The following is a 16,115-nucleotide window of genomic DNA, read 5'->3' as shown; positions in this document are numbered from 1 at the left end:
CCCGGGCGCGGGCCGGGAGCGGGCGCGCCGGAGCGCGCCGGGCCGGGGGTCGGGCCCGGGGTCGACGCGGGACCCTGATCGGAACCCTGCGCGGGGCCGGACGGCCGGGCGCCGGGGCGCGGGCCGGGGGTCGGCGACTGACCGGGCCGGGGACGGCTGCCGCCGCCACCGGGGACCCCACGACGGGGGCCGCCACCGTTGCCGGCCATGGAGTCGCGCAGCTTGCGCGCCACCGGGGCCTCGACGGTGGAGGACGGGGACTTCACGTACTCCCCGAGATCCGCAAGCTTGCTGAGAACCTGCTTGCTGGAAATACCGAGCTCCTTCGCGAGCTCGTGCACGCGGGCCTTGCCTGCCACTGCTCTCCTATGTCTCCGAGAGGCCGGGCGGCAGGTGTCCGCTCGACCTCGAACCTAGAGTCGATGCACGTTCATGGTGCGATCTTCACGACTGGCTCATGACGGGTCGACCTTGTCTTCCGTGACTGACGGAACCGGGACTGTCCCGACTCCCTCCTGTTGCCCCCCAGCGGGATCCGCCGCCGGAGCGGCGCTGATCCCGTCGAGGTACGACCGGACCGCGGCCACCGACAGCGGCCCCGGGACACGCAGTGCCCGCGGGAACGCCGATCGGCGCTCGGCCCGGTCGAGACATCCCGCGGCGGGATGCACCCAGGCACCCCGACCGGGGAGGCGCCCACGCGGATCCGGGACCAGGGCCCCGTCCACCGCGACGACGCGCAACAGACCGGTGGCCTGCTCCCGGGTGCGGCACCCGACGCACGTGCGGACGGGGCCGGACGCCCGGTTGCGGGCCGGGGTCGAGTGTAGCGCGTCCTCCCTCAGCCGACCGACTCCGTCCCCGAGGTGCGCGCCACGGGGGACTGGTCCTCCGGGGTCGCGTCGACCTCCGTCCGGCCGGCCTGCGCACGGGGGTCCGCGTCGCTGCGGATGTCGATCCGCCAGCCGGTCAGACGGGCCGCGAGCCGCGCGTTCTGCCCCTCCTTGCCGATGGCGAGGGAGAGCTGGAAGTCCGGCACGACGACCCGCGCGGTCCGCGATCGCGCGTCGATCACCGTGACGGACACCACCTTCGAGGGCGAGAGCGCGTTGCCGACGAACGTCGCCGGGTCCTCCGACCAGTCGATGATGTCGATCTTCTCGTCGTGCAGCTCGCTCATGACGTTGCGCACCCGCTGGCCCATCGGGCCGATGCAGGCGCCCTTCGGGTTCACCCCGGGGACCTTGGACCGCACCGCGATCTTCGAGCGGTGACCGGCCTCACGGGCGACGGCGACGATCTCCACCGATCCGTCGACCAGCTCGGGGACCTCCAGCGCGAACAGCTTGCGCACGAGGTTGGGATGCGTGCGGCTCAACGTGATCTGGGTGCCGCGCATTCCCCGGCTCACGCCGACGACGTAGCACCGGATCCGGTCGCCGTGCTCGTAGCGCTCCCCCGGCACCTGCTCGGTCGGGGGCAGCACGCCCTCGATCTGCCCCAGGGAGACGACGACCACGCCGCGGGCGTTGGCCCGGGCGTCGCGCTGGATCACGCCGGAGACGATCTCGCCCTCCTGGGCGGCGAACTCGCCGTAGGTTCGCTCGTGCTCGGCGTCCCGCAGCCGCTGCACGATGACCTGGCGGGCGGTGGTCGCGGCGATGCGGCCGAAGCCCTCCGGCGTGTCGTCCCACTCGGGGCCGGGCTCACCGTCCTCGCCGACCTCGTGCGCCATCACGCGGACCAGCCCGGTCTTGCGGTCGATGTCGATCCGCGCGTGCGGCTGGTGGCCCTCGGTGTGCTTGTACGCGGTGAGGAGGGCGGTCTCGATTGCCTCGATGACCGTGTCGAACGGGATCTCCTTCTCCCGCTCGATGGCCCGCAGCGCCGCGATGTCGACGTTCATGCCTGCTCCTCGTTCCCCGGGTCCGCCCCGCCGGACCCGTCGAGCGCCTCGACCTCCGCCTTCGGCGGCGCCTTGAACTCCACCTGCACCACGGCCCGGGTCACGTCCGCGTAGCGCAGCTCGCGCGGGTGCGGCCGCTTCGCGCCCGCCTCCAGCACCGTGACCGACTCCGGGCCCGCGCGCCCGACGCGCACGTCGAGCGTCCCGCCGTCGACCAGTGTCACCCGGGCCAGGCGCAGGTGCGCGCGCCGCCAGTGCAGCGGCCGGGTCAGCGGGCGGTCGATGCCCGGAGAGGTCACCTCCAGCGTGTACGAGCCCGCGATCAGGTGCTCGTGCCGGTCCAGCTCCGCCGCCGCCGAGCGGCTCAGCCGAGCGATCGCGTCCAGCCCGACGGCGGTCTCCTCCGCGTCCTCGGGCACGTCGACGACCACCTTCACGGTGTGCTTGCGCCCGGCGGCCCGGACCTCGACCTCCTCGATCTCGAACCCGGCCTCGGCCACGACGGGTTCCAGCACACCGCGCAGCGTGCCGGTGAGCTGATCGGGGGCGGGGCTCGGCATGGATCTCCTTCGGCGGCGGCGCGCAGGGTCGGACGGCCGTCCAGCCTATCGCGGACGACCGGAGGGACGGCCGGACCCGTGCCCCGTCGTCGCACCGGCGGCTGGCAGGATGCCGGGCTGTGCACCCCGGCCCCCCGCTCCCCCCGGCCGCCGCGCGGCTGACCCGCCGGCGGGTGCTGGCGCTGGGGCTGGCGGCGGGCGGCCTCGGGCTCGCGGCCCCGGTGCTCACCGGGTGCGCGGCCGGCTCCGCCGACGACGGGCCGGACCCGCTGATCCCGCTGGTCACCCGCGCGCGGGCGGACGCCGAGCTGGTCACGGCCGCGATCACGGCCGATCCCGCGCTGGCCGACCGGCTCGACCCGCTCCGCTCGGCCCGCGCCGACCACGCGGACGCGTTGGAGAAGGAGATCGCCCGGGTCGCGGGCACCACCACCCCGGTCCCGGCGCCCGCACCGGCCACGCCCCGGGCGGGCGCGGACCTGGACGCCGTCCGGCAGGCCGTCGCCGACGCCGCCCGCGAGGCCGCCGCGCTGGTGAGCAGCGTCCCGGCCGCGCGGGCCGGGCTGGTCGGCTCGGTCGCCGCCTGCTGCGCGGCCTACACCGCGGTGCTGGGGGCGCCGCAGACCTCATGAGCGTCCCGATCGACGACGAGGCGGTGAACGCGCTGCAGGGCGCCCTGGCCGCCGAGCACGCGGCCCTGTGGTCCTACACGCTGATCCTCGCGTTCGTGCCCGCGGACCAGGCCGCCGTGGCGCGCCAGGACATCGCCGGGCACCGCACGCTGCGCAGCCAGATCGAGCAGACGCTCACGGACGTCGGGGCGCGGCCGGTGTCGGCGCAGCCGGCGTACGCGACCCCGGTGCCGGTCACGGACGCGCTGTCGGCCGGGCGGCTCGCCGTGACCGCGGAGGCGGACGCGCTCGCCGCCTGGCGCTCGGTGCTGGAGCACACCACCAACCAGCAGCTGCGGGTCGCGGCGCTCAAGGCGCTGTCGGAGGGGACGGTCCGCGCCTCCCGCTGGCGTGCCGCCACGGGCACCGCCCCCACCATCCCCTCCCTCCCCGGCATCGTCCGCTGACCCCGAGCCGCGTCCGCGAGTCGCGAGTTCCGGCACCGCGAGTCGGCACTTCCGGGTCACCGAACCCCACATCCGGGGAGCTCCCGAGAGGTGCAACTCGGTGCCCCGAGAGTGCCGACTCGCGGGAGGGGTCAGGTCAGGGCGACGAGGGCACGGTCGACGTCGTCGTCCGTGCTGTAGAGGCCGAAGGAGAGCCGGGCCCCGCCGCCCCGCGCGGTCGCGACGATCCCCGCGTCGGCGAGCCGGCGGGCCGCCTCGGGCACGTTCACGTGCACGATCGCCGATCCCGCGGGCGGGAGGCCGAGGCCGGCGCGGAACCGGTCCGCCAGCCCGGCGCAGTGCGCCCGGACCGCGGCGAGGTCGAGCCCGGCGAGCCAGCCGAGGGAGTCCGCGGCGCCGACGTGGCAGTACCAGGCCGGTGAGGTGTCCAGCCGGCGCGCCTCGGCGGCCAGCTTCGGCGGGAGGCCGGTGGTGCTGCCCCAGGCGTCCTCGGCGGCGTACCAGTTCGCGGCGTGCGGGACGAGCTCGAGATCCGGGTGCACCGCCATCCACGCGGCGCCGCGCGGGGCGAAGAGCCACTTGTAGCAGGCGCCCGCGACGGCGTCGGCCCAGCCGAGGTCCAGCGGCATCCACCCGGCGGCCTGGGTGACGTCGAGCAGCACCCGGGTGCCGGACGCGCGGGCGGCGCGCAGGGCGTCGAGGTCGGCGAGCCGGCCGTCGAGCGACTGGACGACGCTCACCGCGACGACGTCGGCCTCCGGGGCCCGCTCCCCCAGCTCCTCCAGGGGCACCTCGGTCACCGTGATCCCGCGGCCCTGCACGGCGAACGGGTAGGTGACGCTGCTGAACTCCCCCTCCGCCACGAGGACCTGCGCGCCGTCCGGGGTCGCGGCGGCCACGAGCCCGACCAGCGGCGACACCGAGCCGGCGACGGCGACCCGGTCGGCCTCGACGCCGACGAGCGTGCCGAAGGCGGCGCGGGCCCGGGTCACCACGCCGTCGAAGTCCGTGGCCCGGCCGGTCCCGTGCCGCCAGGCGTCGAGGGCGCGGTCGACGGCGTCGGCCGTCTCGCGCGGCGGTACCCCGACGCTCGCGGTGTTCAGGTAGCCGTCGGGCACGTCGAAGATCCGTCCGAAAGCCTCACGCACACCCGGACCCTACGGCGGCCCCGCTGCGCCCGCGGACCGATTTCGGCTCGACGGCGGCCGAACCTCCCGACTCGCGGTGCCACAACTCCCGACTCGCGGTGCCAGTAGTCCCGACTCGCGGGTCGGGGCGGTGCCGCGGGAGGCCGGGCGGGGGGCGCTCTCCTAGGGTCGGGGCATGCACACCGAGCTGATCGAGGTCCGGACCGGCGGCGAGGAGCGGGTCGTCGACCTGACCTCGCGGATCGCCGACCACCTGCGCTCCGTCGCGGCGCGGGAGGGCCTGCTCAACGTCTGGGTGCCGCACGCGACCGCGGGCGTCGCGGTGATCGAGACCGGGGCCGGCAGCGACACCGACCTGCTCACCGCGCTGCGCGACCTCCTCCCCGCCGACGACCGCTGGACCCACCGCCACGGCAGCCCCGGCCACGGCCGCGACCACGTGCTCCCCGCGATCGTCGCGCCCTCGATGTCCGTCCCGGTGATCGACGGCGAGCTCGCGCTCGGCACCTGGCAGTCGGTGTGCCTGGTGGACACGAACGTCGACAACGCGGTGCGGACGGTCCGGCTGTCCTTCCTCCCCGGGTGACCGCACGCCCCGGACCTCCTCGGCCGACCGCAGAGCCCGGAGGCCGGGCTCGCGCCGGGCTCGGCGCGTCGCGCACCTCCCGGGCCTGCGGTGTCGACCACCGGTCCCGGGGGCGAGCGGGCCGGATCAGAGATCGCGGACGGTGCGGGCGGCGGCGGCGAGGCCGGTGGCGGGGCGCAGCTCGCGGAGCCGGTGGATCGCGGCGACCTCCCCCTGGTGCCGCTTGACCTCGCGGATCTCGGCGATCTCGTCGTCGTCGAGGTCCACGGGGAGGTACGCGACGGTGATGCGGCGCAACGGCTCCACCATGAGCAGCGCCCCGGCCGCCACCACGCCGGCGGCGGTGTAGGCGCCGGTCAGGACCAGGACGAGCGCCGCCAGCAGGCCGACCGCCGGGATCGCCCAGAGCAGCCACGGCATCCGGCGGCGCAGCGCGTCCAGCACGTCCACGCCGGAAGGACACCACACCCCGGGCCCGGCCGCCATCATGATCGAGAGCCGGCGCCGCGCTACCCTCCGCCGCATGGACGGGTCGGACGTGCCCCGCGGGCCGGCGGTCGGCCCGGAGCCCACCCCGTCCGACGCCCCGCACTACCCCGGCCAGCGCTACCCCGCCGTGCCCGGCCGGGAGGGCGAGCCCGAGATCCCGGGCGAGCAGCCCTGGGGCCCGCCGCCGGACCCGGCCGCCGGCCGGCCGTGGGCCCCGCCGCCGGTCGAGCCGCGCGAGGAGCACACCGGCCGCTGGATCGCCGGGCTCACCACGGTCATCGTGCTGGCCCTCGCGGCGATCGGCGGCGGCGCCTGGTTCCTCGCCGGCGCCCTCACGGGGCCGACCGTCCCGGCCGGGTACCGGCCCGTCGACACGCCCTACCTGACCTACGCCGTCCCCGGCGACTGGACCCCGCTCGACGACGTGGCCGCGCGCGGGCTCGGCGACGCCGCCGCCGGCGGCGCCGACGCCCCCGGCTACGTCTGCCGGGGCGACCCCTACAAGCGCGGCACGGCCACCAGCGCGCTGGTGCGGTCGCCGGACGACCCGGCGACGCTGGCCCGCCGCTTCGCCGCCGAGTTCGGCCGCTCCTTCTACACGAGCACCGCCGGCCGGGGCCCGCGTGTCGAGGTGAGCGAGCCCCGGACCGTCGGGATCGGGGACGCGACCGGGGCCGTCGTCGAGGCCGTCTCCAGCACCCCGGTCGACGACGGCTGCCTCGCCACCGGGGGCCGGACGCTGGTGCTGGCCGTGCCGGTGCCCGCGGGCGGCACCGCGCTCCTGGTCGCGAACGCCGACACCGTGGGCGGCCCGGCGACCCCGCCGCTCGTCCCGCCGGAGACGCTCGAGGACATCGTCGGCACCGCGGCGCTGCCGGCCCGGTAACGTCCCCGCGGCCCGGCCCGAGATCGCCGGTGGGCGGGTGACGGTCCGGTTCGGACGGGTCGGTCCGGGTTCCGCGGCCGCCGTGCCGCGGGTGTGGAGGGGGCACGGTGCAGGGCACGACGTTCGGCCCCTACACGATCGAGGAGCTGCTCGGGCGCGGCGGGATGGGCGAGGTCTACCGCGCCTACGACACCGAGACCGACCGCGAGGTCGCACTGAAGGTCCTGCCGGCGGCGTTGGCCGGGGACGCCGAGTACACCGAGCGCTTCCGCCGCGAGTGCCGGGCCGCGGCGCGACTGCGCGAACCGCACATCGTGCCCATCCACCGCTTCGGCGAGATCGACGGCCGGCTCTACCTGGACATGCGCCTGGTCGAGGGCTCGGACCTCGGGACCTGGCTCGCGGCGCACGGGCCGCTCTCCCCCGCCGCGGCGGTCGCGGTCGTCTCGCAGGTCGCGAGCGCCCTCGACGCCGCGCACGCGGAGGGGATGGTGCACCGGGACGTCAAGCCGTCGAACATCCTGCTCGCCGGGGTCACCGACCGGGTCGACCCGGATCGCGTGTTCGCCTACCTGTTCGACTTCGGCATCGCCAGCTCCACCGCCGCCGGCGAGGACGGCGAGCAGCTCACCCGCAGCGGCACCGTCCCGGGGTCGGTCGCGTACCTCGCGCCGGAGCGGTTCCACGGCGTGCCCGCGGACCGCCGGGTCGACGTCTACGCCCTGGCCTGCGTGCTCCACCAGGCCCTGTCCGGGCGGCAGCCCTTCGCGGGCGACCTGCCCACGCTGATGCACGCGCACCTGTCGGTCCCGCCGCCCCCGATCGGCCGGCCGGACGTGCCCGCGGCGCTCGAGGAGGTCGCCGCGCGCGGGATGGCGAAGGACCCCGACCAGCGCTTCCCGACGGCCGGCGCACTGGCCGCCGCGGCCCGCGCGGCCGTGGGGACCTCGGCCGGCTCCGTGCCGACCGTGCCGCCCGCCCCGGCGGGCGGGCCCCGGCCGTCGAGCTTCGGGTCCGGCCCGCCCACCCCGGCCCGGAGCGACCCGCGCCAGGCCGCCGGGGTGTCGGGGCCGGCGTGGAGCGACCCGCGCCAGGCGCCCGCCGGGTCGGCGACGGGCTGGTCGTCGGCGCCCGACACCGTGGTGCGCCCGGGCCGGGAGGCGCCGCCGCCCCGCAGGCGCACCTCCCGGGCCGCGATCGCGGTCGTCGTCGTGGGCGTGCTGGTCGTGCTCGGCGGGCTGGCCACCGCCGTGCTGCTGCTGGTGCGGGGCGGCTCGACGCCGGCCCCCACCCCGACCGCCCCTCCGACCGCCACACGGTCCGCACCGACCGCGCAGAGCGTGGCCCCCACCGTCGCCGCCGGGTCGGGCGACGCCGCCCTCCTCGCCGACCTCCCGGCCGGGTTCTCCACCGCCAACTGCACGGCCGACGCCGGCACCGCGAGGACGATCGGCGCGCTGTCCTACCTGGTGTGCGAGAACGGCCCCGCCGACGGCCCCGACGGCGGCACCTTCACCCGGTACGCGCAGCAGAGCCGGCTCGACGAGGGCTTCGACGGCGCCGCGCGCGCCGCGAGCGTCCCGCTCGTCGAGAACGGCCAGCACTCGGGCTGCAGGACCGGCACCACGATCGCGACCGGCTACAGCCAGAACGACCGGTTCGCCGGCCGCGTGGGCTGCTACCACGACGCCGCGAGCGGCGCGGCCTACCTGTTCTGGGCGGACAACACCGCGCTGGCCCTCGGCTACCTGCGCCGCAGTGACGGCGACATGGCCGCGCTCTACGACTGGTGGAGCGCCAACGACTTCAGGGCCCCCGGCCGCTGACGGATCGTCAGGAGCTGGCCGCCTCGAAGAACCTCTCGAGCTCGGTCCGCACGTCGGGCCCGCACGGCTGGAACACGATCTCGGTGGCACCCGCCGCCTCGGCCTCGGCCAGCCGGCGCCGGATCTCGTCGCGCGTCCCGCTGAGCGTCACGTCCCGCAGCATGACGTGGCCACCGGCCCGCCACGCCGCCCGGTCGGCCTCGCCCAGCTCGACGCAGTGCCCGGTGTGCACCGCGAGGTGGCGCCGGTGCTCGGGTGTGCGCTCCACGACGTCCATCCACTCGGCTCCCCCGGGCAGTTCCCGGACCGCGGACGGGCCACCGAACTCGTAGGCGCCGTGGTAGGCCAGGGCCCATCCCGGTCCGGCCGCCACCCGGGCGTGCTCGGAGTCCGTGGATTCCCCCTCGTCGAGCACGGTGCCCCACACGAGGTACGGCACCCAGGAGTACTCGCCGGCGAACGCCGGCATCTGCAGGGTCACGTACAGCCCGTCGCCGACCCGTTTGGCGACCTCGTGGCCCTTGGGCCCGAGGGCACCGACGAGGACGGGCACGTCGACCGGCCGCGCGGGAGCGTGGCCCTCGGGATGCAGCATCTGCATCTCGGCCCCCTCCCACTCGACCACCTCACCGCGGAGCAGCGCCTTGTAGGTGCGGATGTAGGAGTCCATGTACGACCAGGGGATCGCGCGGTAGCCCATGGCCCGGCGACCGGTGAACCCGGTCCCGAAGGAGACCGCCACCCGGTCGGGGGCCAGCGCGGCGAGCGCGGCGGTCGCGGCCGCGTTCACCATGGGATGGCGCAGGGTCGGGACCAGCACGCCCGGTCCGAGGCCGATCCGTTCGGTGCGCTCGGCGGCGAGGGCGAGCGTCATCCAGACGTCCGGGCTCTGCTGCGGCGTGTCGTAGACCGATCACAGGTGCCCCTCGCCGGGGACGCCCGGGGGTCAGCCGCGGACCAGGGCGGCCAGCGCCTCGGCGGCGCCCTCCCGGGAGATCTCCGAGCGCTCGCCGGTGCGGCGGTCCTTGACCTCGAGCTTCCCCTCCGCCAGGCCCCGCCCCACGACGACGATCGTGGGCACGCCGATCAGCTCGGCGTCGGCGAACTTGACGCCGGGGCTGGCCTTGCGGTCGTCGAGGATCACCTGCAGACCGGCGGCCTCGAGCTCGGCGGCCACGGCCTCGCCGCCCTCCAGCAGCTCCGCGCTCTTCCCGGCGACCACGACGTGGACGTCGTACGGCGCCACCGACCGCGGCCAGATCAGCCCGGACTCGTCGTGGCTCTGCTCGGCGATCGCCGCGACCAGCCGCGAGACGCCGATGCCGTAGGAGCCCATCGTGATCCGGACCGGCTTCGAGTCGGGACCGAGCGCGTCGAGGGCGAAGGCGTCGGCGTACTTGCGGCCGAGCTGGAAGATGTGCCCGATCTCGATGCCACGCGCGGCCTCCAGCACGCCGGTGCCGTCGGGCGAGGGGTCGCCGGCGCGGACCTCCGCGGCCTCGATGGTGCCGTCGGGCGTGAAGTCGCGCCCCACCACGAGGTCGACGACGTGGTGGTCGGCCTTGTCCGCGCCCGTCACCCACGCGGTGCCGGTGACGATGCGCGGGTCGACCAGGTACCGCACGCCGTTGGCCTGCAGCGCCTCGGGCCCGATGTAGCCCTTGACCAGGAACGGGTTGGCCGCGAAGTCCTTGTCCTCGAGCAGCGCGACCTCGGCCGGCTCCAGCGAGGCCTCGAGGCGCTTCATGTCGACCTCGCGGTCGCCGGGCACGCCGACGCCCAGCAGCTCCCACTCCTCCGCGCCGGGCTGCCTGGTCTTCAGCAGCACGTTCTTCAGGGTGTCGGCCGCGGTGAACTTGCGGTCCGTGTGCGCGTTGAGGAAGTCGACCAGCGTCTCGATGGTCGGGGTGTCCGGCGTGTGGTGGACGACGGCGGCGGGCTTGTCCTCGATCGACTCGGCCGGCGGCGCGGGCGTGGTCACCGCCTCGACGTTCGCCGCGTAGCCGCCCGGGCCGCGCACGAAGGTGTCCTCGCCGGTCTCCGACTCCGCCAGGAACTCCTCGGACGCCGAGCCGCCCATCGCGCCCGAGGTGGCCGCGACGATCACGTACCTCAGCCCGAGCCGACCGAAGATCTTGATGTACGCCTCGCGGTGCCTGGCGTAGGACTCCGACAACCCCTCGTCGGACAGGTCGAAGGAGTACGAGTCCTTCATGAGGAACTCGCGCCCGCGCAGGATGCCCGCGCGGGGCCGCTCCTCGTCCCGGTACTTGGTCTGGATCTGGTACAGGATGACCGGGTAGTCCTTGTACGAGGAGTACTCGCCCTTCACCGCGAGGGTGAACAGCTCCTCGTGCGTGGGACCGAGCAGGTAGTCGCCGCCCTTGCGGTCCTTGAGCCGGAACAGGTTCGGCCCGTACTCGGTCCAGCGGTTGGTGGCCTCGTACGGCTCGCGGGGCAGCAGCGCGGGGAACTGGATCTCCTGGGCGCCCATGGCGTCCATCTCCTCGCGCACGATGTTCTCGATGCGCCGCAGCACCTTCAGCCCGAGCGGCAGCCAGGAGTAGACGCCCGGGGCGACGCGGCGGACGTAGCCCGCGCGGACCAGCAGCTTGTGGCTGGGCACCTCCGCGTCGGCCGGGTCCTCGCGGAGGGTGCGGAGGAACAGCGACGACATCCTGGTCAACACGCTGAGCAGGGTACTGAGGGGGGCGGGCGGGACGAGCATCGGTCCTGCGGCCACCTGGGCCCGGGCTCCATCTCAGAGTGAGACCTCCGCGCACCACCCGCCGCGCGTTCTGATGACCCGGCCAGGCCGCGACGACGGAGTCCGGCCCCGCCGAGAAGGACGGTGTGCACGATGACCGCGACCGCGGAACGCGCTGAGAAGACCGGACGGGGCGAGCGGCCCTCCGCGGAGGAGCTGGTCGCCCGCGCGGAGGCCCTCGTCCCGGTGCTGCGCGGGCGCGCCCAGCACTGCGAGGAGCTGCGCCGGATCCCGGACGAGACCATGGCCGACCTGACCGACGCCGGCCTGTTCGACCTGGTCGCGCCCCGCAGCCTGGGCGGGTACGGCTACGGGATGCGGGAGTTCGGCACGATCACCCGGATCCTCGCCCAGGGCTGCGCCTCCACGGCCTGGGTCTACTCGTTCCTGGTGGTGCACAACGTGTCGCTGGTCCAGGACACCCCGCACCTGCTGCACGGGAGGGCGTTCGCCCCCTGCGCGCTGTCCGCGGGCTTCCAGGCCACCCCGTCCGGCACGGCGGTCCCCGTCGAGGGCGGGTGGCGGCTCACCGGCAGGTGGCCCTTCGCCAGCGGCATCATGAACTCCGAGTACTCGCTGCTGATCACCACCGAGGACCGCGGCGACGGGAGCGAGCCCGCGCTGCTCGGCCTGGTCGTCGACGTCGCCGACGTGACGATCCACGACGTCTGGCACATGTCCGGGATGAAGGGCACCGGCTCGAACACCTTCTCCTGCGAGGACCTCTTCGTGCCGGCCGACCGGCAGTGGACCGTGTTCGGGCAGGAGCCGATCCACCCGCTCGACCACGGCGAGGACCGGCCGCTCGAGGGCTTCTCGATGATCCGGATGTTCGACGTCCTGCTGGCCGCCGTCGCGGTCGGCAGCGCGGAGGCCTGCCTGGCCGACTACAAGCAGCGGATCCTGACCCGCACCGTCGGGTTCGGGCTCGGCCCGCAGCGCGAGCACCGCGAGGCGTGGGTGCGCTACGGCGACGCGGTCACCCGCACCCGGATCGCCCGGCTGGTGTGGGACGAGACCCACCGCGTGGTCACCGAGCTCGCCGACGCCGGGGAGAAGGCGTCCCTGGAGCAGGCCTGTGAGCTCCGCATGGCCTCCCCCGCGATCTGCCGGCTCGCGCGCGAGGCGATCGACACCATGCTCGACGGCGCCGGGTCCAGCGTGAACGAGCTGCGCAGCCCCTTCCAGCGCTACAAGCGGGACGTCGACACCCTCAAGAGCCACTCCTACCTGCACTGGGACGGCGCGGCGGTCACCGCCGGCGCGGCGCTGCTCGGCGTCACCGACGAGCCCGACGGCCTGCTGCTGGTCTGAACCGAGGCGCGCGGCGAGAGGTGCCGGGAGAGCACCCCTCACCGCGCACGGCGGTCAGGCGATACCGAAGCGGCGGATCTTGCGGTAGATCGTCGCCCGGGAGATGCCCAGGTCGGCGGCGGCGCGCTCCTTGTTGCCGCCGGCCTTCTCCAGGGCGGCCACGATCGCGTCCCGCTCCGTGCTCTCCAGGCGCGCGAGCGGGCGCGTCGGCGGGCCCGCGCGGTACCCCTCCGGCAGGTGCCGCACACCGATGTCGAAGTGCATCGCCGTGACCAGGGCGGTGGCGAGGACGCGGCGCAGCTCGCGGACGTTGCCGGGCCAGGGCTGGGTGCGCAGCGCGGTCAGGGCCTGCGCGGTGCACCGCGGCCGGGGCCCGTCGGCGGGGGCGAGCTCGCCGAGCAGGTCGTCGACCAGGCCGGGCAGGTCGGCCGCCCGGTCCCGCAGCGGCGGCACGGCCAGCGCGGCCCGGGCCTCGTCGAGCAGTCCGCCGGGGCGCCCGTGCGGGCGGGTCGCGGTGAGGACCACGCGCGCGGCGGCCGCACCGACGAGGGCGGCCACCGCGCCGTCGCCGTCGAGCTCCTCGGCGCGGCGCAGCACGACGGTCGCGTGCGGGTCGGACAGGGCCGCGGCCAGGTCGGCGGTCGCGCCCGGGGCCCGGCAGTCGACCACGGTGCAGGGGCCGGCGGTGGTGTGCTCGTGCAGCCGCTCGTGCACCCGCCCGGCCAGCCACACCTTGCCGACGCCGGGTTCGCCGTGCAGCAGCACCGGCCCGCCCAGCTCGGCCAGCCGGCGCGCCCGACGCAGCACGTTGGTCCATCCCGTGTCGGGTCCGGCGGCCGTCGGCCGGCCCTCGGCCGGGACCATGGTCACGACGACCCCGGCCGGCCACGGCCCGCCGCAGTCGACCGGGGCGCACCGGGCGTCGACGACGACGTCGCGGGTCAGCGTGAGCCGCCCGGTGACCTCGCGGCCGGAGGACACCGCGGCGCGGGCCCAGTCCCACAGCAGCGCGTGGTCGGCGGGCTCGAACAGCTGGGCGGCCGCGGAGTTGGTGAAGAGGAACTCCTCGTTGAGCGAGGCGACGGCCACGCTGCGCCGGCGCCGGGACCGCGCCACGAGCTCCTCGAACAGCGCCCGCTCGTGCACGGTGGCCTGCTCGCGCAGCCGTGCCTCGATCTCGCGGACGGTCTCGGTGAGCAGGGGCAGCAGGAGCTCGTTGGTGTCCCGCGAGGCGCAGGTCAGGTCGAGCACGCCCTCGAGCCGGCGGGACAGCGGGTCGAGGATCGGCACGCCGACGCAGGTGAAGTCCTGCATCGCGTCCTGGTAGTGCTCGCCGCCGACGATCAGGGTGGGGCGACGCTCCTCGACCACCGTGCCGAGGCCGTTGGTGCCCACCCGCTCCTCGTCCAGGCAGCAGCCGGGCGAGGCGGAGATCCGGTCCAGGCCGGCGAACAGGGCCGCGCGCCCGGCGCCCCGCCACAGGATCCACGCCTGGGCGTCGGCCAGGACGACGGCGGTCGAGGTGCCCGCCAGCTGGGTCACGAGCCGGTCGAGAACCGGCTCGGCCGCGCGCAGCAGCCGGGGGGTGCCCGCCCGGTCCGGGTCGGCGCCGCCGGCCGGCATCCGGCAGGGGTCCACACCGGAGAGCAGCGAGCGCCGCCACGACGCCGCGATCTCGGGACGGACCAGCCCGTCCGCGGCGGTCGGCTCCGCCGACGACTCCGCCCCGCCGGAGAGCAGCCGCTCCCGCGCCCGGCGGATGAGCCGCTGCCCCTCCGGGCTCCAGCGCGCCGGCCCCGCGCCGCGGCCGTACGCCACGACGCCGCCCGCGGACGACCTCCCGTGCCCCACCCCGACCTCCTCGTCGGCATGCCCCCGATCTTCTCGACCCTGCCCGCCGAACGGTCGTCAGGGCAAGACCTGACGACCGTTCGTCCGACGCCGGGTCAGCCGCCCGCGGCCGCGCGGCGCTGCCGGGTGGTGCGGTGCTCGGGTTCCGTGTCGAACTCGGGGATCACGTGCTCGCCCATGAGCCGGAGCATGCGCAGCGTCTCCTCCTTGGACTTCACGCCACGCAGCATGAGGAACTGGTCGGCCCCGGTGGCCTCCCACCGGCGGAGCTGGGCGACGACGTCGTCGGGGTCGCCCACGACCGCCGCGCCCAGCTCGAGGAACCCGTCGAGCGCCTCCTCGGTCAGGTCGGGCAGCACCTCGGGCCACACCGGGAAGCCCTCGGGCCGGGGGAAGGTGTCGTGGTACCGGAAGACCTGCGACATCTGGTAGTTGTTGCCGCCCGCGAGGAAGTCCCGCCGCGCGGTCTCCCGGTCCTCGGCGATCGAGTTGAAGCCGTTGGCCACGATGAGGTTGTCGTTGACCCAGGCGCCGATCGGGTCGTCGCAGCGGGCCACGGCGTCCTTGTAGGCTTTGATGGCCACCTCGGTCTTCGGGATCTCGTCGAGGGAGAAGCCCAGCGCACCCATCCCGCGCCGGCCGCACATCTCGAAGCTCGAGGTGTTGCCGGCGGCGTACCAGATCGCCGGGTGCAGCGGCCCGTACGGCTTGGGCAGGACCCGCCGCGGCGGCATCTCCCAGTACTTGCCGGTGAAGCCGGGGTACTCGTCCCAGAGCCACATCTTCGCGAACTCGGGCACCGTCTCGAAGAAGATGTCCTTGGTCTCGTTCACGTCCGTGACGTCGGTGTGGAAGCCCTTCACCTCGTGGCTGCCGGCGCCGCGGCCGACGCCGAACTCGAAGCGGCCCTCGGTGAGGTGGTCGAGCATCGCGACCCGCTCCGCGACCGCCGCGGGGTGGTGCACGCGCGGCAGCGGGTTGAAGATCCCGGAGCCGATGTGGGCGCGCGAGGTGAGCGCACCGAGCGCGCCGAGGAAGACGTCGTTGGACGAGATGTGGCTGTACTCGTCGAGGAAGTGGTGCTCGGAGATCCAGATGTACTTGAAGCCGGCCCGCTCCGCGGCCAGGCACAGCTCCAGGTCGTCCATCAGGACGCGATGCTCGGCGTACGGGTCCGTGCGCCGGTCGGCGGGCAGGTAGCCCTGGGTCAGGAAGCCGAACTCCATCGTCGTCCCCCGCTCAGACCGCGGCCGCGGCCGGGACCCGGGACCGGACGAAGTCGCCGATCCGGTCGATCGCGGCGGCGCCTTCGGGGAGCCGGTCGGCGAACATCTGGAACACGTGCACCATCTCGTACCCGACCTGCAGGAACGCCTCGCCGCCCGCGCGGAGCACGCCGTCGGCGATCCGCACGGCGTCGTCCTCCAGGACCTCGCTGCTGCCCACCTGCACGAGCAGCGGCGGGAGCCCGGCCAGGTTCCCCAGCAGCGGCGACGCCCGGTGGTCGGCCGGGTCCGCGCCCTGCAGGTAGCCCTGCTGCATCTCGGTGAGCACCGCCCGGCTGACCAGCGGGTCCACCGCCTCGCGCCCGGTCATCGAGTCCCCGGCCAGCGTGAGGTCGGCCCAGGGCGACATCAGGACCCGGTACGCCGGGATCGGGTCGCCGGCGTCCCGGGCCGCGGCGAGGACCGCCAGCGCCAGGCC

General features: G+C 75.4%; 16 protein-coding genes and 1 pseudogene. 6 read left to right on the top strand and 11 right to left on the bottom strand.

What is annotated here, in order from left to right; all coding sequences use genetic code 11:
* The 4 genes from ACFQH9_RS14790 to rimP form a co-directional block, all read right to left on the bottom strand.
* Positions 1-359, bottom strand: a 359-nt coding sequence (locus ACFQH9_RS14790) for a translation initiation factor IF-2 N-terminal domain-containing protein (RefSeq protein WP_379566649.1), incomplete at its 3' end; no start/stop codon positions are given.
* A gap of 96 nt (positions 360-455) precedes the next feature.
* Positions 456-728: a YlxR family protein gene (locus ACFQH9_RS14785; RefSeq protein ID WP_379566654.1), complete on the bottom strand. Its 273-nt coding sequence runs from the start codon at positions 726-728 to the stop codon at positions 456-458.
* A gap of 113 nt (positions 729-841) precedes the next feature.
* Positions 842-1,906, bottom strand: coding sequence for a transcription termination factor NusA (gene nusA, locus ACFQH9_RS14780; RefSeq protein WP_379566648.1), 1,065 nt, complete (start codon positions 1,904-1,906; stop codon positions 842-844).
* The gene (gene rimP / locus ACFQH9_RS14775) at positions 1,903-2,466 is read right to left on the bottom strand and encodes a ribosome maturation factor RimP (protein ID WP_379566647.1); all 564 of its coding nucleotides are present in this window, start codon (positions 2,464-2,466) and stop codon (positions 1,903-1,905) included. The genes nusA and rimP overlap by 4 nt, the downstream gene beginning before the upstream one ends.
* A 119-nt stretch (positions 2,467-2,585) precedes the next feature.
* Here rimP and ACFQH9_RS14770 point away from each other — a divergent pair, with 119 nt between their 5' ends.
* Together ACFQH9_RS14770 and ACFQH9_RS14765 are read left to right on the top strand one after the other, a co-directional pair.
* Positions 2,586-3,098: a hypothetical protein gene (locus ACFQH9_RS14770; protein ID WP_379566646.1), complete on the top strand. Its 513-nt coding sequence runs from the start codon at positions 2,586-2,588 to the stop codon at positions 3,096-3,098.
* A complete protein-coding gene (locus ACFQH9_RS14765) occupies positions 3,095-3,544 on the top strand; it encodes a ferritin-like domain-containing protein (protein WP_379566645.1) in 450 nt (149 codons plus the stop codon). The genes ACFQH9_RS14770 and ACFQH9_RS14765 overlap by 4 nt, the downstream gene beginning before the upstream one ends.
* Positions 3,545-3,675: 131 nt before the next feature.
* On the opposite strand, the gene ACFQH9_RS14760 is transcribed toward ACFQH9_RS14765, so the two are convergent.
* Positions 3,676-4,692: an aminotransferase class V-fold PLP-dependent enzyme gene (locus ACFQH9_RS14760; RefSeq protein WP_379566643.1), complete on the bottom strand. Its 1,017-nt coding sequence runs from the start codon at positions 4,690-4,692 to the stop codon at positions 3,676-3,678.
* A 175-nt stretch (positions 4,693-4,867) separates the two neighbouring features.
* Here ACFQH9_RS14760 and ACFQH9_RS14755 point away from each other — a divergent pair, with 175 nt between their 5' ends.
* Complete coding sequence (locus ACFQH9_RS14755) at positions 4,868-5,278, top strand: secondary thiamine-phosphate synthase enzyme YjbQ (protein WP_379566642.1); 411 nt, start codon at positions 4,868-4,870, stop codon at positions 5,276-5,278.
* 126 nt (positions 5,279-5,404) lie between these two features.
* Here the strand turns inward: ACFQH9_RS14755 and ACFQH9_RS14750 are convergent, their stop codons facing one another.
* Positions 5,405-5,728 carry a hypothetical protein gene (locus tag ACFQH9_RS14750; RefSeq protein ID WP_379566641.1) on the bottom strand — a complete coding sequence of 108 codons (324 nt, stop codon included), beginning with the start codon at positions 5,726-5,728 and terminating at the stop codon, positions 5,405-5,407.
* Positions 5,729-5,801: 73 nt separating this feature from the next.
* On the opposite strand from ACFQH9_RS14750, the gene ACFQH9_RS14745 reads away from it, so the two are divergent.
* Together ACFQH9_RS14745 and ACFQH9_RS14740 are read left to right on the top strand one after the other, a co-directional pair.
* Positions 5,802-6,653, top strand: coding sequence for a DUF8017 domain-containing protein (locus ACFQH9_RS14745; RefSeq protein ID WP_379566640.1), 852 nt, complete (start codon positions 5,802-5,804; stop codon positions 6,651-6,653).
* Between the two features lie 107 nt (positions 6,654-6,760).
* Positions 6,761-8,479, top strand: a complete 1,719-nt coding sequence (locus ACFQH9_RS14740; RefSeq protein ID WP_379566639.1) for a serine/threonine-protein kinase — start codon at positions 6,761-6,763, stop codon at positions 8,477-8,479.
* Positions 8,480-8,486: 7 nt separating this feature from the next.
* Here ACFQH9_RS14740 and ACFQH9_RS14735 read toward each other — a convergent pair.
* Positions 8,487-9,359 (bottom strand): annotated as a pseudogene (locus tag ACFQH9_RS14735) (LLM class flavin-dependent oxidoreductase); the annotation flags it as partial.
* A 66-nt stretch (positions 9,360-9,425) separates the two neighbouring features.
* Positions 9,426-11,168: a proline--tRNA ligase gene (locus ACFQH9_RS14730; RefSeq protein WP_379566637.1), complete on the bottom strand. Its 1,743-nt coding sequence runs from the start codon at positions 11,166-11,168 to the stop codon at positions 9,426-9,428.
* A 171-nt stretch (positions 11,169-11,339) separates the two neighbouring features.
* Here ACFQH9_RS14730 and ACFQH9_RS14725 point away from each other — a divergent pair, with 171 nt between their 5' ends.
* A complete protein-coding gene (locus ACFQH9_RS14725; RefSeq protein WP_379566636.1) occupies positions 11,340-12,560 on the top strand; it encodes an acyl-CoA dehydrogenase family protein in 1,221 nt (406 codons plus the stop codon).
* A 54-nt stretch (positions 12,561-12,614) separates the two neighbouring features.
* Here ACFQH9_RS14725 and ACFQH9_RS14720 read toward each other — a convergent pair whose 3' ends face one another.
* The 3 genes from ACFQH9_RS14720 to ACFQH9_RS14710 form a co-directional block, all read right to left on the bottom strand.
* Positions 12,615-14,411 (bottom strand): sigma-54-dependent Fis family transcriptional regulator, encoded by a 1,797-nt coding sequence (locus ACFQH9_RS14720; RefSeq protein WP_379566634.1) that lies wholly within the window; start codon positions 14,409-14,411, stop codon positions 12,615-12,617.
* 95 nt (positions 14,412-14,506) lie between these two features.
* Positions 14,507-15,637, bottom strand: a complete 1,131-nt coding sequence (locus tag ACFQH9_RS14715; protein WP_379566633.1) for an LLM class flavin-dependent oxidoreductase — start codon at positions 15,635-15,637, stop codon at positions 14,507-14,509.
* A gap of 13 nt (positions 15,638-15,650) precedes the next feature.
* Entirely contained in the window at positions 15,651-16,106 is a 456-nt protein-coding gene (locus ACFQH9_RS14710; protein ID WP_379566653.1) for an alpha/beta hydrolase fold domain-containing protein, read from the bottom strand.
* Positions 16,107-16,115: the final 9 nt, after the last annotated feature.

The sequence above is a fragment of the Pseudonocardia lutea genome (assembly GCF_042658055.1).
In the GTDB taxonomy this organism is placed as follows: Bacteria; Actinomycetota; Actinomycetes; order Mycobacteriales; family Pseudonocardiaceae; genus Pseudonocardia; species Pseudonocardia lutea.
The sequence above is the reverse complement of the archived record's forward strand: the minus strand, read 5'-3'. Positions and strand labels throughout refer to the sequence as shown.